Annotated in this window: 17 protein-coding genes; 2 read left to right on the forward strand and 15 right to left on the reverse strand. The window is 71.8% G+C overall.

Going from position 1 to position 18,162, the window contains the following annotated elements:
- Positions 1 to 37: 37 nt before the first annotated feature.
- The 6 genes from CCS38_RS24140 to hypF form a co-directional block, all read right to left on the reverse strand.
- Entirely contained in the window at positions 38 to 856 is an 819-nt protein-coding gene (locus CCS38_RS24140; RefSeq protein WP_223735394.1) for an HAD family hydrolase, read from the reverse strand.
- A 3-nt stretch (positions 857 to 859) separates the two neighbouring features.
- Positions 860 to 1,387, reverse strand: a complete 528-nt coding sequence (locus CCS38_RS24145; RefSeq protein WP_223735395.1) for a hydrogenase maturation protease — start codon at positions 1,385 to 1,387, stop codon at positions 860 to 862.
- A 50-nt stretch (positions 1,388 to 1,437) separates the two neighbouring features.
- Positions 1,438 to 2,160 carry a CBS domain-containing protein gene (locus tag CCS38_RS24150; RefSeq protein WP_223735396.1) on the reverse strand — a complete coding sequence of 241 codons (723 nt, stop codon included), beginning with the start codon at positions 2,158 to 2,160 and terminating at the stop codon, positions 1,438 to 1,440.
- A 61-nt stretch (positions 2,161 to 2,221) separates the two neighbouring features.
- Positions 2,222 to 4,921 (reverse strand): bifunctional acetate--CoA ligase family protein/GNAT family N-acetyltransferase, encoded by a 2,700-nt coding sequence (locus CCS38_RS24155; RefSeq protein ID WP_223735397.1) that lies wholly within the window; start codon positions 4,919 to 4,921, stop codon positions 2,222 to 2,224.
- A gap of 84 nt (positions 4,922 to 5,005) precedes the next feature.
- A complete protein-coding gene (locus CCS38_RS24160) occupies positions 5,006 to 5,341 on the reverse strand; it encodes a HypC/HybG/HupF family hydrogenase formation chaperone (protein ID WP_223735398.1) in 336 nt (111 codons plus the stop codon).
- A 6-nt stretch (positions 5,342 to 5,347) separates the two neighbouring features.
- Positions 5,348 to 7,660 carry a carbamoyltransferase HypF gene (gene hypF / locus CCS38_RS24165; RefSeq protein WP_223735399.1) on the reverse strand — a complete coding sequence of 771 codons (2,313 nt, stop codon included), beginning with the start codon at positions 7,658 to 7,660 and terminating at the stop codon, positions 5,348 to 5,350.
- 186 nt (positions 7,661 to 7,846) lie between these two features.
- On the opposite strand from hypF, the gene CCS38_RS24170 reads away from it, so the two are divergent.
- On the forward strand, positions 7,847 to 8,719 hold the full coding sequence (locus CCS38_RS24170) for a universal stress protein (protein WP_223735400.1): 873 nt from the start codon (positions 7,847 to 7,849) through the stop codon (positions 8,717 to 8,719).
- A gap of 120 nt (positions 8,720 to 8,839) precedes the next feature.
- Positions 8,840 to 10,576 (forward strand): sensor histidine kinase, encoded by a 1,737-nt coding sequence (locus CCS38_RS24175; protein ID WP_223735401.1) that lies wholly within the window; start codon positions 8,840 to 8,842, stop codon positions 10,574 to 10,576.
- Here the strand turns inward: CCS38_RS24175 and CCS38_RS24180 are convergent.
- From CCS38_RS24180 to CCS38_RS24220, 9 genes are all read right to left on the reverse strand, one after another.
- Positions 10,568 to 11,386: a response regulator gene (locus CCS38_RS24180; RefSeq protein WP_308050858.1), complete on the reverse strand. Its 819-nt coding sequence runs from the start codon at positions 11,384 to 11,386 to the stop codon at positions 10,568 to 10,570. The genes CCS38_RS24175 and CCS38_RS24180 overlap by 9 nt on opposite strands.
- A gap of 85 nt (positions 11,387 to 11,471) precedes the next feature.
- Positions 11,472 to 11,732, reverse strand: a complete 261-nt coding sequence (locus tag CCS38_RS24185; RefSeq protein WP_308050859.1) for an SHOCT domain-containing protein — start codon at positions 11,730 to 11,732, stop codon at positions 11,472 to 11,474.
- A gap of 98 nt (positions 11,733 to 11,830) precedes the next feature.
- Positions 11,831 to 12,862, reverse strand: a complete 1,032-nt coding sequence (gene hypE, locus CCS38_RS24190; protein WP_223735402.1) for a hydrogenase expression/formation protein HypE — start codon at positions 12,860 to 12,862, stop codon at positions 11,831 to 11,833.
- Positions 12,859 to 13,965 carry a hydrogenase formation protein HypD gene (hypD, locus tag CCS38_RS24195; protein WP_223735403.1) on the reverse strand — a complete coding sequence of 369 codons (1,107 nt, stop codon included), beginning with the start codon at positions 13,963 to 13,965 and terminating at the stop codon, positions 12,859 to 12,861. Before hypD ends, hypE begins: the two co-directional genes overlap by 4 nt.
- Before the next feature lie 27 nt (positions 13,966 to 13,992).
- A complete protein-coding gene (locus CCS38_RS24200) occupies positions 13,993 to 14,682 on the reverse strand; it encodes a CBS domain-containing protein (RefSeq protein ID WP_223735404.1) in 690 nt (229 codons plus the stop codon).
- Positions 14,683 to 14,692: 10 nt separating this feature from the next.
- A complete protein-coding gene (locus tag CCS38_RS24205) occupies positions 14,693 to 16,063 on the reverse strand; it encodes a Ni/Fe hydrogenase subunit alpha (protein ID WP_223735405.1) in 1,371 nt (456 codons plus the stop codon).
- Entirely contained in the window at positions 16,060 to 16,848 is a 789-nt protein-coding gene (locus CCS38_RS24210; protein ID WP_223735406.1) for an NADH-quinone oxidoreductase subunit B family protein, read from the reverse strand. Before CCS38_RS24210 ends, CCS38_RS24205 begins: the two co-directional genes overlap by 4 nt.
- Positions 16,849 to 16,859: 11 nt before the next feature.
- On the reverse strand, positions 16,860 to 17,714 hold the full coding sequence (locus CCS38_RS24215; RefSeq protein WP_223735407.1) for an FAD/NAD(P)-binding protein: 855 nt from the start codon (positions 17,712 to 17,714) through the stop codon (positions 16,860 to 16,862).
- The gene (locus tag CCS38_RS24220; protein ID WP_223735433.1) at positions 17,714 to 18,157 is read right to left on the reverse strand and encodes a cyclic nucleotide-binding domain-containing protein; all 444 of its coding nucleotides are present in this window, start codon (positions 18,155 to 18,157) and stop codon (positions 17,714 to 17,716) included. The genes CCS38_RS24215 and CCS38_RS24220 overlap by 1 nt, the downstream gene beginning before the upstream one ends.
- Positions 18,158 to 18,162: the final 5 nt, after the last annotated feature.

The raw sequence follows: 18,162 nt of genomic DNA on the forward strand, positions 1-18,162 counted from the left end.
CGCTCCGTCTTCCAGTGGTGAGCTCACCGGGCCGGCCTCATGTCTGCGGTATCAGCTCCGCGAGACTGCGGGCCACGGCGGTCGCTCCGTGCTCGTACAGCTCAACCGCGTTTCCCGTGCGACCTTCCCGGTCCACCCCGAGAGTGAGGCCGAACCCGCCACGTCGGGCCGCGGTGACCCAGGCGGGGGCCGCGACGACGACGGCGCAGTGTGCGGGCACCGTCCGCAGCTGCCGGGTGCCCTCGACCAGCAGGGCCGGATCCGGGCCTGCCCGTACGTGGAGGCGGGCGCGGTCGCAGCCGTCGACGATGGCGTCGAACCGGCTCGTCAGGCCGGCCGACTCCAGCAGGCGGCGGCCGTGCCGGGAGGCCGAGACCGCGGCGACGGGAAGGGCATGGGCCTGCATGGCTGCCACCAGCTGGAGACTGTCCGGCCACACCGGTAAGCCGTGTCGGCACACCTGCTCCTCGAAGAACCGGTCCTCGTCGGCTGCCAGCGCCCCGAGCACGTCGGGAGGCGGCGAGCCGGGGTGGCCGGGGCCGTAGATGCCTCGGGAGATGAGGAATGCGCGGAGGCCGTCGAGCCGGGCCCGCCCCTGGAAGAAGCGGCGGAAGTCGGTCTCGGGGTCGAACGGCCGGACGGACAGGCGGTGTACGTGTCCGCTGTCCCGCAGGAAGGCGTCCAGGGTGCGTTTCCAGGCGCCGGCGTGCAGCCGTGCGGTATCGGTCACCAATCCGTCGATGCCGAGGAGCAGGGCCCGGCACTGGAGCAGCCGGGAGCGCTCGGGGGCGGCGGAGACACCGGCGGGTTCCCAGGTGCCGGCGTACGTGCTGCGCTCCCGCTGGTACGTGGTCATGGATCACACCTCCTGAGCTTGCCCGTCGGAGCCGAACAGCCCGCGTGCGGCGGCGTCGCGGTGCCGGACGATCTCCGCCTCCACGACATGTGCCAAGGGGCCGACGGTCGCGGCCACCGCCGGGCTGAGACCGGTGCCGATCGAGTGGTCCGCGCCTTCGACGGCGAGGACGATCAGACGGCCGGGAAGCCTGCCCAGCGCCTCGGAGAGTTGCACGGCTTCGCCCAGCCCCAGGCCGTGGGAGCTGGTGGGGGTGGGCAGGGAGGCGGCCGAGAGGTCGATGCGGTGCACACGGCCCGGACGGCCGGGTTCGGCGTGGGCGGCGTCGATGAGCACGGCCAGCTCCATGCCCTCCCACAGGGCGATGAGCCGTCCCGGGTCCCCGTCGCAGTCCGCGAGCCGGACCGACGGCGGCAGCGGGCGGCCGAGCGCCCGTTCGCGCAGGCGCTGGACCACGGCCGGCCCGATGCCGTCGTCGTGCCGGAAGGCGTTGCCGACGCCGATCACAGTGATGCGGAACGACTGGACCATGGGGTCCCTCCGATCTCCGGCGGGCGCGCTGCCCGCACCGTTCGTCCGGATCAGATCCGCCGCAGCCACTCCTCGGTGATGCCGTGCAGGGCTTGTTCGCTCGGCCGGAGGCGGGAGTCGTCCTCCTGGTAGCCGAGGTGGTCGATGACGTCCACAACACCGTCGATACGGGAGGTGAGGCGCACGGCGAGGGGGACATCGCTGTGGCGCTGGAGGGTGCCCGAAAGGGTGACCGTACCGCCGTGCACGCTGACGTCGATGGTGCGGGGCTCCAGCCACAGGGTGCGGACAAGGACCTCGTCGACGACCTCCTTGCGGATCTCGTCGTCGGAGCGCAGGAACACGCCCAGCAGGTCGCCGCGGGTGACGATGCCCATCAGCCGGCCCTCGGCGTCGATGACGGGCAGCCGGTTGCAGTGGTGCCGCGCCATGACACGGGCGGCTTCGGCGACGGACTGGTGCGGACCGGCGGTGGTAGCGGGTTTGGTCATCAGGTCGCCGGCCGTGGTCGCGCGGCTCTTGGTCCGGACGGCACGTGCACGGCCGAGGGACAGCCGTCGGGCACGGCGCGGCCGTTCGTCCTCCTGGACGGCCTGCCGGGCCAGCAGGTCCGTCTCGGACACCACCCCCAGGACCTTTCCGTCACCGTCGACGACCGGCACGCCGCTGATGCGGTGCTGGGCGAGCAGGCGCGTGATGTCCTTGTAGACCATGCCTGGCTCGGCAGTGACGACGTCGCGGTTCATGACGTGGCTGACAGATCGGTGATGCATCGTTCCGCTCCTTCCTGCTGGTGCTGCGGGCGGTTGTCGAATGAGGCGGGGCGGGGCCGGGTCAGCGGGTCCGCAAGCGCCGCAGGTACGGGGCTTCGGCAGTGCGTGGTGCCAGCCGGATACGCACGTCCAGGGCGGTCACGGCCCCGGGGCGGGCGAGTACCGGATTGAGGTCCGCTTCGGCGAGTTGCGGCAGGTCGCAGGCCATCCGCGAGAGGCGGTGCAGCAGCTGTTCGAGTCCTTCGAGGTCGACCGGGCCGCCGCCGTGCTCTCCGAAGAGCAGGGGAGAGGAGCGGGGCGCGGTGATCAAGGCGTGCACGTCGTGGTCGGTGAGCGGTGCCAGCCGGGCGGCGTGATCGGCCAGTACTTCGGTTGCGGTGCCGCCGAGACCGAAGAGGACGAGTGGTCCGAACACGTCGTCGTGCGTCACACCGGCGACGAGTTCGATGCCCCGCCCGGCCATGGGCTGCACCACCGCCCCCGTCATCAGCTCGCCGAACCTGTCGGCGAAGTCCCGGTAGGCCGCGCGCACCTCCTCGGGACTCCTCAGGTCCAGGCGGACGGCGTCGACCTTGCTCTTGTGCACGATGCCGGGCCAGTGGGCCTTGAGGGCGGCGGGCAGCCCCAGGCGTTCGGCTGCCGAGGCCGCGGCGTCGGGGCTGTTGGCCCAGGCCCAGGGCTGCTGCGGAATCCCGTACGCGTCGAGCAGGGCGCCGCACAGCCGGGGGTCGGCCCAGCCGCCTCCGGGCGTGTGCCGGAGGTAGTCCTCCACGAGGAGGGCGGCAGTCGGGGCGTCGGTGCGGTCCCGGGCGGGTATCGAGCCCAGCGGTTCCGCGCGCCAGCGGGCGTAGTCGACCGCGTGGCCGAGCGCCCGGGCCGCGGCGGCCGGCTCCGCGTAGGCGGGAAGGCACCGCCCCTCCTGCGTCGGCAGCAGACGGACCGGCTCCGCCTGGTCCAGGAGAGCGGCGAGGACCGGCCGGGTCCGGCTGCCCGTCGGGCGGATGAGCGCCTCGACCGGGTCGTCGCCGGTCGCCGCGGCGAGTGCGGTGGGCACCAGTACGGCCAGTACGGCGTCGACCGCACCGTGCCGGGCCAGCCGGTCCAGGCACTGGGCGAAGGCGGCCGAGCTGACGGCGGGCGTGGTGTCCACCGGGTTGGCGACGCGCGCTCCCGGGGGCAGCGCGGCAGCGAGATCCGCCGCGAGCGTGGCGGGCAGTTCGGGGACCGTCAGACCGGCTTCGGCACAGGCGTCGGCGGCCAGTACCGCCGCGCCGCCCGCGTTGCTGACGATCGCGACGCGTGGGCCCGAGGGGAGCGGCTGGGTGTGCAGGAGCGCCGCGGTGTCGATGAGTTCGCCCAGCCCGGTGGTGGGGATGATGCCGGCTTGGCGGAAGAGGGCACGGCGGGTCATGGTCGGGGTGGCCAGCGCGGCGGTGTGGGAGGCCGCGGCGCGCCGGCCGGCCTCGGAGCGGCCCGCGTCGACGGTCAGGACGGGCATCCGCCGGGCCAGTCGGCGTGCGGTACGGGAGAAGGCGCGCGGATTGCCGAAGGACTCCAGGTGCAGCACCGCGAGGTCGGTGCGGCCGTCGCACTCCCACCACTGCAACAGGTCGTTGCCGCTGACGTCGTACTTGTCGCCGAGCGAGACGAAGCTGGAGACGCCGATGCCCAGCCGGGACAGCGCGCCGAGGAGCGCGATGCCCACCCCGCCGGACTGGACGGCGACCCCGGCGGTGCCGGAACGCGGTGCGGCGGCGGCGAACGTCGCGTTCAGTCCCACCGCGGCATCGGTGTTGGCGAGCCCCAGACAGTTGGGGCCGACCAGTCGCATGCCGTGCCGCCGGCAGGCCGCGAGCAGTCCGGCCCCCTCCTCGTCCCGCAGCCCGGCGCCGACGACCACCAGCGCCCGCACGCCTCGCGCGCCGCACTGTTCCGCGACGTCCGGCAGCGCATGAGCGGGAACGGCGAGCACTGCCAGTTCGGGCCCCTCGGGCAGCATGGCGACGGACGGGTAGGACGGCACGTCGGCGATCGACGAGGCGTGCGGGTTCACCGCGTACAGCGCGCCGTTGTATCCGTACTGCCGGATGTTGATGAGTACGGCCCGGCCCACCGAGGTCTCCTTGCGGCCGGCACCGATGACGGCGATCGACCTCGGCCGCAGCAGGGGACGCAGGCTGGCCACATCCGCGGTGCGGCCTCGGGCGTCGACCGCCATGAGGTACTGCTCGTCCTCCTGCAGTTCGATAGTGCTGTGCACCTCGCCCTGGTCGAAGCGCCGGGTCGTGCGCAGCCCCAGGTCCGCGACGACCTTGAGCATCAGGTGGTTGTCGGCGAGGGATTCCGCCGTGAACGCGGTGACACCGGCGGCGCGGGCGGCGTGCGCCAGGTGCTCCAAAAGCAGCGTACCGACGCCGTGTTCGTGCCAGTCGTCGGCGACCGTGAGACTGATCTCCGCGAGCTGCGGCCGGTCGGGGGAGTCGATGCGGTGGTACTCGGCGACCCCGATGACCTTGTCGCCGACAAGAGCCAGCAGCGCCTTGTCGGTGGGGCTGCTGAGCGTGCAGGTGCGCTCGGCGGACTGCTCGGCGCTGTGCCTGCTCGCGGCGAAGAAGCGCCTGCGCAGATTCTCCGGCGACATGCGCGCGTACATCTCCAGGACGCGCTCGCGGTCGTCCGGCCGGGCATTCCGGATGGACGCGGTCGTCCCGTCCGTCAGCAACGCGTGCACCGCATCCGGTCCTTCGGCGTGCATGGCCATCGTCGCCCTTTCGCCGTCATCGGCTGAAGTCTGAGGCCATCGTCCGGCCGGGCCCGGCTTTGCCGGAGGGGCCGAGCGGGGCGGCTACGGGGCTGAACGGCCCTGACCGGGACGGGCCGTCGGCCCGCGGCCGGGGGAGGCGGTCCCACGGTGCGCCGACCCGGTGGGCAGTGGTTCGCCCAGTTCGCCCGCCACGGCATCACCCATCGCCCGCAGCACGCCGAGCGTGCGCTGCGCCTCTTGCTCGTCGACGGTGGTGATGGCGAAGCCGACATGCACGATGACGTACGCGTCGGGGGACGCATCGGGGGTGTACTCCAGGCACACCTCACGGCGGACTCCGCCGAAGTCCACCGTCGCCATCCGCAGTCCGGCATCGTCGTGCACCGACAGGATGCGGCCGGGTATGCCCAGGCACATGGCTGCTCACGTTCCCTTCGAGAGCAGGGCGGCGGCGACGGCTGCCTGCCCGTAACTGATTCCACCGTCCCCGGGTGGCACGGCGCTGCCGGCGTACACCTGCACGTCCAGCGCCTGCAGCAGCCGGCGTACGTCGGTGACCAAGCGGCGGTTGGCGAAGCAGCCGCCGCCCAGGCACACCGTCCGCGGCGCGCCCGCGTCGATCGCCTTTTCGACGAGTGCCGCGGTCACCTCGGCGATCGTGGCGTGAAAGGCGGCGGCGAGCCGGGCCGTGTCCCGCGGCCCGGAGGACGCGAGCAGCGCCGTGAGAGTGGGCGTCGGGTCGTAGACCCACAGACCGTCCACGTGCACCAGTCGCCAGGGCAGTGCGGGTGCGGTCCGCCCTTCTGCCGCGGCTTCCAGAGCGACCGCTGCCTGCCCCTCGTACGACACCTCGTCGCACACACCGAGGAGCGCCGCGGCCGCGTCGAAGAGACGGCCCGCGCTGGAGGCCCTGGGGGAGTTGATGCCACGGCGCACCATGGTGCGGAGGGTGGCGTGCGTGCGGGTGTCGAATCGGCCGGTGAAGGCCGCGGTCGCCTCCGGTGGCGGCGCGGACGCGCCGAGAGCTTCGGCGCCGTAGAGGTAGCCCAGTGCCATGCGGTCGGGGTGGCGCACCGCCGACTCACCGCCGGGCAGCGGAGCGGTGGCGAAGCGGCCGATCCGGCGGAAGCGTGTGTAGTCGGCGAGGAGGATCTCACCGCCCCAGAGCGTGCCGTCGTCGCCGAGGCCGAGCCCGTCGTAGGCAACCCCGAGGAAGGGGCCGCGCAGGTGGTGCTCGGCGGCACATGCGGCGATGTGGGCGTGATGGTGCTGTACGGGGACGCGGTGCCGCGCCGGGAACCGCGTGGCCCACTGGGTGGACAGATAGCGCGGATGGAGGTCGTGGGCCACTGCTCGGGGAGTGAGGCCGGTGAGCCGGGTGAGGCAGGCGTAGGCATCCTCGAACGCTTCCAGGGCGCCGGCGTCGTGCAGATCTCCCGTGTGCGGCCCGAGCACGGCCTGCCGGCCGTCCGCCAGCGTGAAGGTGTGTTTGGACTGGGCCCCGACGGCCACCAGGGGAGCCGTTGCGGGCTGCGGCAGGGGAAGGGGAGCCGGTGCGAGGCCGCGGGCCCGGCGCAGCGTCACGCGGGAGCCGCCCACCACTTGAACGACCGAGTCGTCGTATCGCGAGCGGATGCCCCGGTCGTGGGTCAGGAAGCCGTCGGCGATCCCGGCCAGCCGCTCGTGGGCGTCGACGTCGTCGATGGCGAGGGGCTCTCCGGAGACATTGCCGCTGGTGACGATGAGCGGGCGGGCCAGGTCCCGCAGCAGGAGGTGGTGCAGACCGCCGGTGGGCAGGAAGACGCCGATGTGTCCGGTGCCCGGATGGACCGCCTCGGCCGGTACCGGACTTCCGGCGCGGGCCGGCAGCAGCACCACCGGCCGGTCGGGGGCCGTCAGTTCCCGGGCGGCGGCCCGGCCCACATGCGCGAGCCGCCGCGCCGCGGGCAGATCGGCGACCATGACCGCGAGCGGCTTGTGAGGGCGGTGTTTGCGCCGGCGCAGCTCACCGACCGTGGCGGACCGGGTCGCGTCGCACACGAGTTGGTAGCCCCCGAGGCCTTTCAGGGCAAGGATGCCGCCGACCGACACCAGACCTTCGGCGGCCTGGAGCGCGGACTCGTCCCGAAGCGTGTTCCAGATGAGCCGGGGGCCGCAGCGCGGGCAGGCGAGGGGCTCGGCGTGGTGACGCCGGTCGGACGGGTCGTTGTATTCCCTCGTGCACGCCGCGCAGAGGGCGAAGCCGCTCATGGTGGTGCGTGCGCGGTCGTAGGGCAGAGCCTCGATGACCGTGGCGCGCGGACCGCAGTCCGTGCAGTTGATGAAGGGGTGGCGGAAGCGCCGGTCGTCAGGGTCGAACAGCTCCCTGAGACAGGCATCGCAGGTCGCGGTGTCCGGTGGAATCTCACGGACACTGCTCTGTCGCCGGTCGGTGGTGCTCGGGCCGATCGTGAAGCCCGCACCCGTCGCCGTGTTCTTCGGTGTCCGGTCGATCTCGACAGTGCCGACCACGGCCGCGGGGGGAGCCTGGGTGTGTAGCGCTGTGACGAGCCGGGACAAGGCCGGTGGGGCCCCGGCAGCAATGATCACTACATGGCCATTGACGTTGCGTACCGTACCGTCCAGCCCCAGCCGGGTCGCGGTCCGGTGGACGAAGGGACGAAAGCCCACCCCTTGCACCGTTCCGCGCACGACGATGCGCACTTCCCGAAGACTTTCCCACTCCGGCTCGTCCATGGGGCAGACATCCCTCCGCTGCGGCTGTTCGTCCAGAGTGGAGCCCTGCCGACGTGACGGCCCGGGGCCGAAAGGCCCCGATGTGGAGCCGAACCGGCCCCTGTCCGGAGGCGGACGGAACGCGTGATGCTGCCCGCAGACTCCGGGGCCGGTCGACGATGCCGCGGTGACGAGAAGGGCAGGATCATGGCACATCCGCTCGTGGTGGGAGTTGACGGTTCGGGTACCAGCCTGGATGCGGTGGACTGGGCAGCCGACGCGGCCGCGCGGTACGGCATTCCACTGCGCATCGTGTACGGCTCGCGCTGGGAGAGGTACGAGGGATACCTCCCCGACCGGTCGACCGAGCGGTCCTCCGAACGCGTCACGGAAGAGACGATTGTCGGCGTCGCGGCCGACCGGGCCTCCCGACGCGTGCCGGGCTTGGAGATCACCACGAATATCGCTCCGGACGACCCGGTGGAGGCCCTGCTGGCCGAGGGACGACGGGCGAAAGCGGTGGTGGTCGGGCACCGTGGCCGGGGCCGGCTGACGTCGTTGCTGCTCGGTTCCGTGGGGCTGGGCGTGGCGGCCCGTGCCCACTGCCCCGTGATCGTGGTGCGCGGCCGTACGGAGAACATCCTTGGTGGTGAGCCCAAAGTGGTCCTGGGTGTCGGTGAGCGCCTCGCGGGCACGGCCGCGGCGATGTTCGCTCTCGAAGAGGGTGCGCTCCGCGATTGCACCGTCGAAGCGGTCCACGCGTGGCGCTGCGCCGGTACCGAAGTACCTGAACAGTGCGGTGCGCACGGTGAATACCGCGCCGAACACGAACTCCGTGCGAAGGAGTTGTTCAATGAGGTGCTGAACAAGCCGGTAGCCGCATTCCCGCAGGTGACCATGGAGCGCCGGGCGGTCGAGGGAGCACCGGGCACGGTGCTGGTGGCGGCTTCGCACACCGCCGACCTGCTGGTCGTCGGCGCGCACCGACGGCATGGCCACGCAGGACTGCAGCTCGGCCTGGTCACTCACGCGGTGCTGCACCACGCGCAGTGTCCGGTCGCGGTCGTCCCGGAAACCTGATCCTCCGCGAACTGCTGCGCCGTGCGCGGAGCCGGCCTGCGCGGAGACGGGACGAACCGCTGCCTCCGGGTTAGTCTGCCGAGAGCGGATCGAACACGGGGGAGCGGGGAGGCTCGCCCTATGCCGGAATCGGCGGACAAACAGCAGCCGATCGACAAGCAACAGCCCGGGACACCGTCGCCATTGCGCCTGGACGCTCTCCTGGAGGAGTTGCAGTCCCGGCTCGCGGCCGCCCGCACTACCCAAGAGCGTATGCACGGCCTCCTGGACGCGGTACTGAACATCGGCAGTGACCTGGATCTGGAGCAGGTACTGCAGCACATCGTCGAGGCCGCAGTGGTGCTCGCCGACGCCGAGTACGGCGCTCTCGGGGTGATCGGAGAAGGCCAGCGGCTGTCCCGCTTCCTGCCTGTCGGCATCGGGGACGAACTGGCCCGGAAAATAGGCCCGTTACCCTCCGGGCACGGCATACTCGGCGAGCTGATCCGCCACCCGAAGCCCCTGCGGCTGACGGATCTCGCCGCACATCCCAGCAGTTACGGCTTTCCCGAGCACCACCCGCCGATGCGGACGTTCCTCGGAGTGCCGATACGCGTCCGTGACGAGGTCTTCGGCAACCTCTACCTCACCGAGAAGCGCGGTGGCGCGCGGTTCGACGCCGAGGACCAGGCCATGCTCTCGATGCTGGCGGTCGCCGCGGGCGTGGCCATCGACAACGCGCGGCTCTACCACGAGAGCCGGCGGCGGGAGCAGTGGCTCGAAGCGCTGGGTGAGATCACCAGGGCGCTGCTGTCCGGATCCGAGACCCATGAGGTACTGGACCTGATCGCCCGGCGCAGCGGCGAACTGGCGGACGCGGACTCGGTGGCGGTCTTCCTCCCGGACGCCGTCACCGGTGAGCTGACCGCAGCGGTGGCTCAGGGGATGGGCGCGGAGCAGCTCGCCGGATCGGTGGTTCCGCGCGACGGATCGCTCGCGGGCCTTGCCGCCTGCACCGGTGAACCGGTGGTCACCAGCGACCTCGCCACGGACCCACGGGCGTACGCGACGCGCTCCCGCACCTCGGCCACCGGCCCCGCCGTCGCCGTACCGCTGCGGAGCGACGCACAGACCCGCGGTTCCCTCTGGCTCATCCGCACGGAGGACCGGCAGCCGTTCTCGGACAGCGACGTACGACTGATCTCCGGGTTCGCCGAGCAAGCCGCCCTCGCCCTGGAACTGGACCGTGGCCGACGGGAATCGGAGCAGGTGACCGCCCTGCGGGAACGCGACCGGATCGCCCAGGACCTCCACGACCTGGCCATTCAACGGCTCTTCGCGACAGGGATGACGCTGCAGAGTGTCGGTCGGCTGATCGAACGGCCCGAGGTCGCGCTGCGCGTGGGACGGGCGGTCGACGACCTCGACGAGACGATCAAAATCATCCGTTCCACCATCTTCGGCCTGCGCACCGCCGCGGATCCCCGGGAAGGTGCCGGCTTGCGGCGCCGGATCCTCGATGTCGTCGGGGCGGCGGGTGAGGCACTGGGATTCTCTCCCTCGCTTCGTATGGAAGGGCCGGTCGACACCGATGTGCCGTCGGCGACGGCCGAGCACCTTCTCGCCGTGCTCACCGAGGCGCTGAGCAACGCTGCCCGGCACGCCCACGCCCGGCGCGTGGACGTGGCTTTGACCGTGGCGGACGAGGCCGTCCTCAGTGTCACGGACGACGGGGCGGGTCTGGGTACCGGTGTACCGGGAGGAGGGGGACTGGCCAACATCCGGTCCCGGGCCGATCTGCTCGGCGGCAGCCTGCGTCTGGAAGCGCCGGACCAGGGGGGAACCTGTCTGACCTGGCGTGTGCCCTTGTCACGGTAGATCCTGGCGGTCGGGGGCAGGAGGGTGCCGGTGGGTGCGAGGACCGGTACCACCGGGCCCGTGTGTCCCGCGTGTCCCGCGCTCAGCGGCCCTCGGAATCCCCTCCGACTCTTCCCGCTCCCGTACGCGCTCGGCGATGACCGCGGCCTGTATGCGCCGGCCCACCTTGAGCTTGGTGAGAATGGCGGAGATCCGGTTCTTCACGGTTTTCTCGGCGAGGTAGAGGCGCTCGGCGATCTGGCGGTTGGTGAGCCCTTCGCCGATCAGGTCCAGGATCTCCCGCTCACGCGGGGAGAGACGGGCGAGTTCGGGTGAGCCGGTGGTACCGGTGTGGTCGGCGGGGCCCCGGACGCGGGCCAGCACGCGGGCCGTCGCACCGGGATCCAGCATCGACTTGCCTGCCGCGACGGTACGTATGGCCGTCACCAGGTCCGACCCCCGGATCTGCTTGAGCACATAGCCCGCGGCCCCGGCCATGATGGCGTCGAAGAGCGCTTCGTCGTCATCGAACGACGTCAGCATCAGGCAGACGAGATCAGGGAGTGCGACGCGCAGATCGCGGCAGACGCTGATGCCGTCCTGATCCGCGCCGTCCGCCGTGGAGCCCAGCCGGACATCGAGTACCGCGACGTCCGGCCGCAGGGCGGGGGCACGGGCAAGCGCCTGACGGGCGTCGGCCGCTTCACCGACGACGGTCATGTCCGGCTCGGAGCTGAGGAGGTCCTGTAATCCGCGGCGGACGAGTTCGTGGTCGTCCAGCAGGAAGACCCGGATGGGAGCGGCGCCGGAGGACGCCGGACTGGCATTCATGCTGTCGGGTTCCGTTCTTCTTCTCGGCAGGATGTGGTCGCATCGAGCAGGGGCCCGGCGTGTGCCCGGGCATCGGGGCGCCGGGTCAGCCGCCCCGCAGGGCCGTGAGACGGCGCCGGTACTCCTCCTCGTCGATCTCTCCGCGCGCGTAACGCCCCGCCAGAACCTGCTCGGGCGTCTGGTGGACCGGCGTTGTGCCCGCAGCACGGTCGCCGCGGATCAGGTACCGGACGAGAAGCGCCACGCCCCCGAGCAGCACGCCCCAGAAGAGCAGCTGGGCGACTGCCATCGCGACGAATCCCCAGCCGGTCATCCCGGTGCCGTAGCCGTACATCACGTCACTCACCTCCCGGAGAGTCGACTCAAGCGTGCGTTGGCGGGGGAGCGGAAGCCATGGGCCGGTCAGCCCTGCGCCCTGCCGGCCGGCCCTGCCGCGCCGCCGGATCAGCAGATGCGGGGCAGCTGTTCGCCCAGTGGCATGTCGATGACGCGGCGGGCGCCGACCAGAGTGCGCAGCAGCACACGGCCGGGACGGTCCGGGACCACCTCGCCGATCCGGGCGGCATCGCACCCCTCGGGCAGCGAACGCAGCGCCGCCAGCGCCGCGTCGGCCGCGGACGCGTCGATGTACGCCACGAGGCAGCCCTCGTTGGCCACCTGCAGCGGATCGAGCCCGAGCAGGTCGCAGGCGGCCGCGACCGGCGCGGGCACCGGCACCCGGGCCTCGTCGATCTCGGTGCCGACCCGGGAGTCGCGCGCGATCTCGTTGAGCGCGGCGGCCAGTCCCCCGCGCGTGGGATCGCGCAGGGCATGCACGTGGCCGGCGAGCGGTGCGAGGGCCCGCACGAGACGGTGCAGCGGTCGGGAGTCGGAGGCGATGTCCGCCTCGAAGCCGAGACCCTCGCGGGTGGAGAGCACCGCGGTGCCGTGCAGGCCGATGGGGCCGGAGAGAAGGACCGCGTCGCCGGGCCGGGCGCCGGCGGCCGTGGGCCGCATGAAGGGGAGCCGTCGGCCGATTCCCGTAGTGGTGAGAAACATACGGTCGACGGCGCCCCGCTCGACGACTTTGGTGTCCCCGGTGACGATGGGCACGTCCGCTCCGCTCGCCGCCTTCCCCGCGGACTCCAGCACCGTACGGAGCTCGCTGAGGGGGAGCCCCTCCTCCAGGACCAGGGAAAGGGTCAGGGCCACCGGCATGCCGCCCCGCATGGCCAGGTCGTTCACGGTCCCGTGCACGGCCAGGGAGCCGATGTCGCCGCCGGGAAAGAACAGCGGGCTGACGACGAAGCTGTCGGTGCTGACGACGAGTTCGGGGTGTCCGGGAAGCAGGGCGGCATCCTCCAGGGGGCCGTCCGGCGTGCCGAGCGCGGGCAGCAGCACGGAGCCCAGCAGCTCGGCGCTGAGCCGCCCGCCCGCACCATGGCCGAGCAGCACCCGCTCGTCCTCGTGGCGCGGGGCAGGACAGTCGAGGGTCATGAAACGCTCCTCTGGGCGGGTGTGCGTCCGGCGGCGTGAAAGGCGGCGCAGGTTCCCTCCGCGGAGACCATGGGTGCGCCGAGCGGGGTGCGAGGGGTGCAGCGCGTGCCGTACGCCGCGCAGTCCGTGGGCAGCCGGGCGCCGGTCAGGATGGCGCCGGCGATGCACTCCGGATGTTCGGTGGCGTGCAGCCCGCGCACGTCGAAGCGGCGGGCCGCGTCGAACTCCGCGTACTCGTCGGTGAGTTCGAGACCGCTACTAGGGAGCGGCCCGATGCCGCGCCAGGCGCGGTCGGTGATGCGGAAGACCTGAGTGACGACCGAGCGCGCGTCCGGGTTGCCCTGCCGGCGTACGGCACGTGCGTACTGGTTCTCCACCTCGGCCCGGCCTGTTTCGAGCTGCCGGACCGCCATCAGGATGCCTTCCAGCAGGTCGAGCGGTTCAAATCCGGTGACGACGATCGGTACGCGGTAGTGGGCGGTGATCGGTTCGTACTCGCGCCAGCCCATGACCGCGCAGACGTGTCCGGCGGCGAGGAACGCCTGCACCTCGCAGTCGGGATCGTCCAGCAGCGCGGTCATGGCCGGGGGAACGAGGACGTGGCTGACCAGGACGGAGAAGTTCCGCAGCCCCAGCCGTGCGGCCTGGAGCACGGCCATGGCGTTCGCCGGTGCGGTGGTCTCGAAGCCGACGGCGAGGAAGACCACCTGTCGTTCGGGGCGGGCGGCGGCCAGCCGCACCGCTTCCATGGGGGAGTAGACGACGCGGATGTCCGCGCCCCGGGCACGCAGCGACAGCAGATCGGTGCGGGTGCCGGGAACCCGCAGCATGTCACCGAAGCTGGTGAACGTGACGTCCGGGCGGGCGGCGATGGCCATGGCCCGGTCCAGGGTTTCCAACGGCGTCACACAGACCGGGCAGCCAGGGCCATGGATCATGCGGATGCCGGCCGGCAGTAGTTCGTCGATGCCCTGGCGGACGAGTGTGTGGGTCTGGCCGCCGCACACTTCCATGATCCGCCAGGGCTCGGTGGCGACGGCCGACAGCTCGTCCAGCAGCCGTCGGGCGAGCTCGGGGTCCCGGTATTCGTCGAGGTACTTCACGAGCCGCCTCCAGCGGGCCTGCGCGCCTCAGGACGGCGAGTGGTGACGGGTACCGGTGAGGCGCATGTCGGCGTCGACCACGCCCTCCACACTGCGGATCAGCCGGGCGGCCACCGGGATGAGGGAGCAGTCCACGATCCGACCGCGCAGGGTGACTACGCCCTCGCTCACCTCGACGGTGACCTCCGGAGCGTGGGAGCGGAACAGCGGGCCGACGACCTCGCGGCGTATCTCCTCGGCGATGTCGGTGTCCTCCCGGAGGAACACCTTCAGCAGATCGCTCCGGCTGACCACGCCTTCCAGCCGTCCTACGGAGTCGACGACCGGCAGCCGCTTGATCCGGTACACCGCCATCGTGCGGGCGGCCTGGGCGATCGTGGCGTCGGCGTGCACGGTGATGGCCGGGGAGGTCATGAGCTCTCCGGCCGTCATACCGCCGGACTTGACGAGCGCTTCCAGCTCCCGTGCCTGCTCGATCCGGGAGGGGGTGTGGTCGCGGAACTGCTCCTTGGGCAACAGGTCGGCCTCCGAGACCACGCCGACGACCCGGCTCTCGCCCTCCAGAACGGGCAGGGCGCTGACCTGCCACTGCTCCATCGTCTTGACGATCTCCTTGAACGGCGCGTCGCGGCCGACCGCGACGACCGTGCGGGTCATCACGTCGTCGACGATGTGCGGGGACTGCGGGGACTGCGGGGTGGACGAGGTGCCGGGCATGGCGTACTCCTCAGGAGCGGTCGACGGTCAGGTCGAGAAAGTGGGCCGAGCAGGAGATGCACGGGTCGTGATTGCGGATGCCCCGTTCGCACAGGACGGTCAGTTCGGCATCGGACACCGCCGTGTCACCGTCGAGCCGGAGCTGGACCAGGCGCCGCAGGTCCTCCTCGATCGCTCCCTGGTTCTGCGCGGTGGGCGGTATCAGGAGGGCGTCGGTCACGGTGCCGTCCGCGTCCAGGGCGTAGCGGTGGTACAGCAGGCCGCGCGGGGCCTCGGTCGCGCCGTGACCGGTGTCCGCGCGGGGGAGCACCTCGACGTACGGACGCGGTGGCGGCTCGTAGGCGTCGATGATGCGCAGCGCTTCGTCGATCGCGTACAGGGCCTCCACCGCCCGCACGACGATGCTGCGGAAGGGGTTGCGGCACACCGTGCCGGACAGCGGATCGCCGAGGCCGGCCTCGCGGGCGGCCTGCTGGGCGAGAGGGGAGAGCCACCGGCCGCTGAGGGCGTAGCGGGCGAGCGATCCCGTGAGGTACCGCTCGCCGTCGAGCGTCGCCTGCAGCGCGGTGGAGTACGGCACCTGCCGTTCGGTGACTTCCCCGGTGAAGGCGTGCACCGGGAACCGGCGCAGCGGCAGGGGCCGGTCGGTGTTGCCCGGCAGCCCGTGGGTGTGCGGTGCGGCCATGACCGCCGGTACGCCGGATTCGATGGCGTAGCGGCCCGGTTCGATGAGCGCCAGGAGCGCGTGGTCGGCGCCGGCGTCGGGGAAGTCGAAGCCCGCCACCCAGCGGACGGTCTCCCAGGCGTCGTCGCGGGCACGGTGCAGCAGTGTGTGCAGGGGACGCAGCTCGGCGCGCGTGGGGACGCGGTGGAAGCCGCCGAGGCGGACGTTGACCGGGTGAATGGCCCGCCCGCCGAGCAGCTCCAGGATCGCGTTGCCCGCCTGCTTGATGCGCAGGCCGCGCTCGACATCGGCCCGCCGGGTGCGTGCCATCTCGACGGCACTGGCACAGCCCAGGAAGTCGGGGGCATGGAGGAGGTGGATGTGCAGGATCTGGCTCTCGATCCACTCGCCGCAGTACAACAGGCGCCGCAGTGCGGCCAGTTGGCCGGTCACTTCGACCCCGCACGCGTCCTCGATCGCCCGGCAGGCACTGAGCTGGTACGCCACCGGACAGATACCGCAGACCCGTGAGGTGATGTCGGGCGGCTCGGTGTACCCGCGGCCGCGCAGGAATGCCTCGAAGAACCGCGGCGGCTCGTAGATCTGCAACTGCGTCTCGGTGACCCGTCCGTCGTGCACTCCCAGCCGCAGGGCACCCTCCCCCTCCACTCGGCTGAGCGCTCCGACCCGCAGCACCCGTGCCCCTTTGTGCGTCACGACGGCCGCTCCTCTTCCGTTCGGGCCTCCACTTCGGCGAAGGCGGTGGCGTTGTACGTGCGCAGCGCCCGGTGGATGGTCGGCTCGTCCATGCCGTCCCGCCTCAGCAAAGGGATCAGCGCGGGCAGGTTCGGGGAGGCGGACGGGCCGAAACAGCCGTAGCAGCCACGGCCGTACGCGGGGCAGATGGCACCGCAGCCGGCGTGGGTGACCGGCCCCAGACAGGGAGTGCCGTGAGCGACGGTGACACACACCGTGCCACGGCGCTTGCAGGCGAAGCAGACGCTGTGATCGGGAATGTCCGGCTTGCGGCCCACCAGGAACGCGGTCATGACCTCCAGCAGCTGGCCGCGGTCGATGGGACAGCCACGCAGCTCGAAGTCGACGGGAACATGGGCGGACACGGGAGTGGAGGTGGCGAGTGTGACGATGTATTCGGGGCGGGCGTACACGGCCGCCCGGTATTCGGCCACATCCGCGAAGTTCCGCAGGGCCTGGATGCCACCGGCGGTCGCGCAGGCGCCGATGGTCACCAGGTGACGTGCGGCGGCCCTGATCTCGTGGACGCGCCGCTCGTCCTCGGCCGTTGTGACCGAGCCTTCCACGAGCGCCAGGTCGTACGGTCCGGAGCCAACGGCGCTGGACGCTTCGAGGAAGTGGACGATCTCGATGCGTCCGGCCAGTTCCAGCAGCTCGTCCTCGCAGTCCAGCAGGGTGAGCTGGCAGCCGTCGCACGAAGCCAGTTTGAAGACGGCCAAGGTGGGACGTCCGTTGCGGGCAGGCACGAGGTCTCACCTCACAATTCCGGTACAGACAGGAGCGGTTCGGCGCAGTGCCAGCCGATCACCGGCCCGTCCCGGCACAGCAGGACGGGACCGAGCTGGCAGTGCCCGCACTCGGCCGCCCCGCAGCGCATATTGCGTTCGAGCGAGACACGGATGCGGTGGGCAGGGACGCCCCGCATGACGAGCTCCCGCGCCGTCGCGCGAATCATCGGCTCGGGCCCGCAGACGTACGCGACGGTGTCGGCCGGCCGGAAGACGGCCCGGTCCAGCAGCCGGGTGACCACCCCCACCGAGCCCCGCCAGCCCGGCGCCGGACGGTCCACCGTGACCGCGACGTCCGCCGTCGCGCCCCACGCCTGCGTCTGCAGCTTGTACAGCAGGTCCGCCGGAGTGCGCGCGCCGATCAGGACGCTCAGCCGGCCGAAGCGCTCCCGCTCGCCCAGGACGTCGAGGATGACGGGCCTCAGGGGTGCGAGCCCGATGCCTCCCGCGATGACCAGCACATCCTTGCCCGCGGCCATGCCGAGATCCCAGCCGGTCCCGAAAGGGCCGCGCACGCCCACGGTTGCCCCGGGGCGCATCGAGTACAGCGCGTCGGAGACGGCTCCCACTGTCCGTACCGTGTGGACCAGTGCGCTTTCACCGAGTGGCAACCCCGCAACGGACACCGGGATCTCCCCGACGCCGAAGGCACAGAGCATGGCGAACTGCCCCGGCACGAACGGAGAAAGCGTCTCGCCGGCCGGCGCCAGCTTGAACGTCGCGGCATCCGCGGTCTCCGGACAGCGCCGGACGACCCGGTACGGCACCGGAACGGCCGGCGCCCCGGCGACGTACGCGGTGGCCGCTCCCGGGCCGGGGCCCATTACGCACCGCTTCCGCAGGGCCCGTACAGATCCATCAACCGCGTGCGGGCACACTGCAGCCGGTGCCCGATCACCTCGGCGCAGACCAGTACCAGATCACGACCCAGCACCGGGTCCTCGTGACACAGCTCGCGTACCGCTTCCGCCTCGAACTCCCAGGCGCGTACGGGGCTCAGCGCCGCCGCTCCCAGGTGCCAGCGGCGGGGCGGGAACAGCCACGCCCAGCCGAGCAGATCACCCTGTCCCAGGGTCTCGATGACCGCCGGCCGACGCCCCGGTACGTGCAGGTCGAGCTGGATCGCGCCACTGCGGATGATCCAGAAGCGGTCCGCCTGCCGGCCCTCCTCGAAGATCCGCGAACCTGCCGGGAAGGACACCTCGCGTCCCAGCGCCATCAGCTTCCGGCCCTGCTCCGCGGTGAGCGCCCCGAACCGCCCCGTCATGGTCT

The sequence above is a fragment of the Streptomyces purpurogeneiscleroticus genome (assembly GCF_020024005.1).
GTDB lineage: Bacteria > Actinomycetota > Actinomycetes > Streptomycetales > Streptomycetaceae > Streptomyces > Streptomyces purpurogeneiscleroticus.

Excerpts from the sequence above, each read along its gene's own strand:
- CCS38_RS24145 (WP_223735395.1), bottom strand. The coding sequence starts at position 1,387 with ATGGTCCAGTCGTTCCGCATCACTGTGATCGGCGTCGGCAACGCCTTC.
- CCS38_RS24220 (WP_223735433.1), bottom strand. The coding sequence starts at position 18,157 with ATGACGGGGCGGTTCGGGGCGCTCACCGCGGAGCAGGGCCGGAAGCTG.
- CCS38_RS24150 (WP_223735396.1), bottom strand. The coding sequence starts at position 2,160 with ATGCATCACCGATCTGTCAGCCACGTCATGAACCGCGACGTCGTCACT.
- CCS38_RS24170 (WP_223735400.1), top strand. The coding sequence starts at position 7,847 with ATGGCACATCCGCTCGTGGTGGGAGTTGACGGTTCGGGTACCAGCCTG.
- CCS38_RS24155 (WP_223735397.1), bottom strand. The coding sequence starts at position 4,921 with ATGGCCATGCACGCCGAAGGACCGGATGCGGTGCACGCGTTGCTGACG.
- CCS38_RS24200 (WP_223735404.1), bottom strand. The coding sequence starts at position 14,682 with ATGCCCGGCACCTCGTCCACCCCGCAGTCCCCGCAGTCCCCGCACATC.
- hypE (WP_223735402.1), bottom strand. The coding sequence starts at position 12,862 with ATGACCCTCGACTGTCCTGCCCCGCGCCACGAGGACGAGCGGGTGCTG.
- CCS38_RS24140 (WP_223735394.1), bottom strand. The coding sequence starts at position 856 with ATGACCACGTACCAGCGGGAGCGCAGCACGTACGCCGGCACCTGGGAA.
- CCS38_RS24180 (WP_308050858.1), bottom strand. The coding sequence starts at position 11,386 with ATGAATGCCAGTCCGGCGTCCTCCGGCGCCGCTCCCATCCGGGTCTTC.
- CCS38_RS24215 (WP_223735407.1), bottom strand. The coding sequence starts at position 17,714 with ATGGGCCCCGGCCCGGGAGCGGCCACCGCGTACGTCGCCGGGGCGCCG.
- CCS38_RS24160 (WP_223735398.1), bottom strand. The coding sequence starts at position 5,341 with ATGTGCCTGGGCATACCCGGCCGCATCCTGTCGGTGCACGACGATGCC.
- CCS38_RS24175 (WP_223735401.1), top strand. The coding sequence starts at position 8,840 with ATGCCGGAATCGGCGGACAAACAGCAGCCGATCGACAAGCAACAGCCC.
- hypF (WP_223735399.1), bottom strand. The coding sequence starts at position 7,660 with ATGGACGAGCCGGAGTGGGAAAGTCTTCGGGAAGTGCGCATCGTCGTG.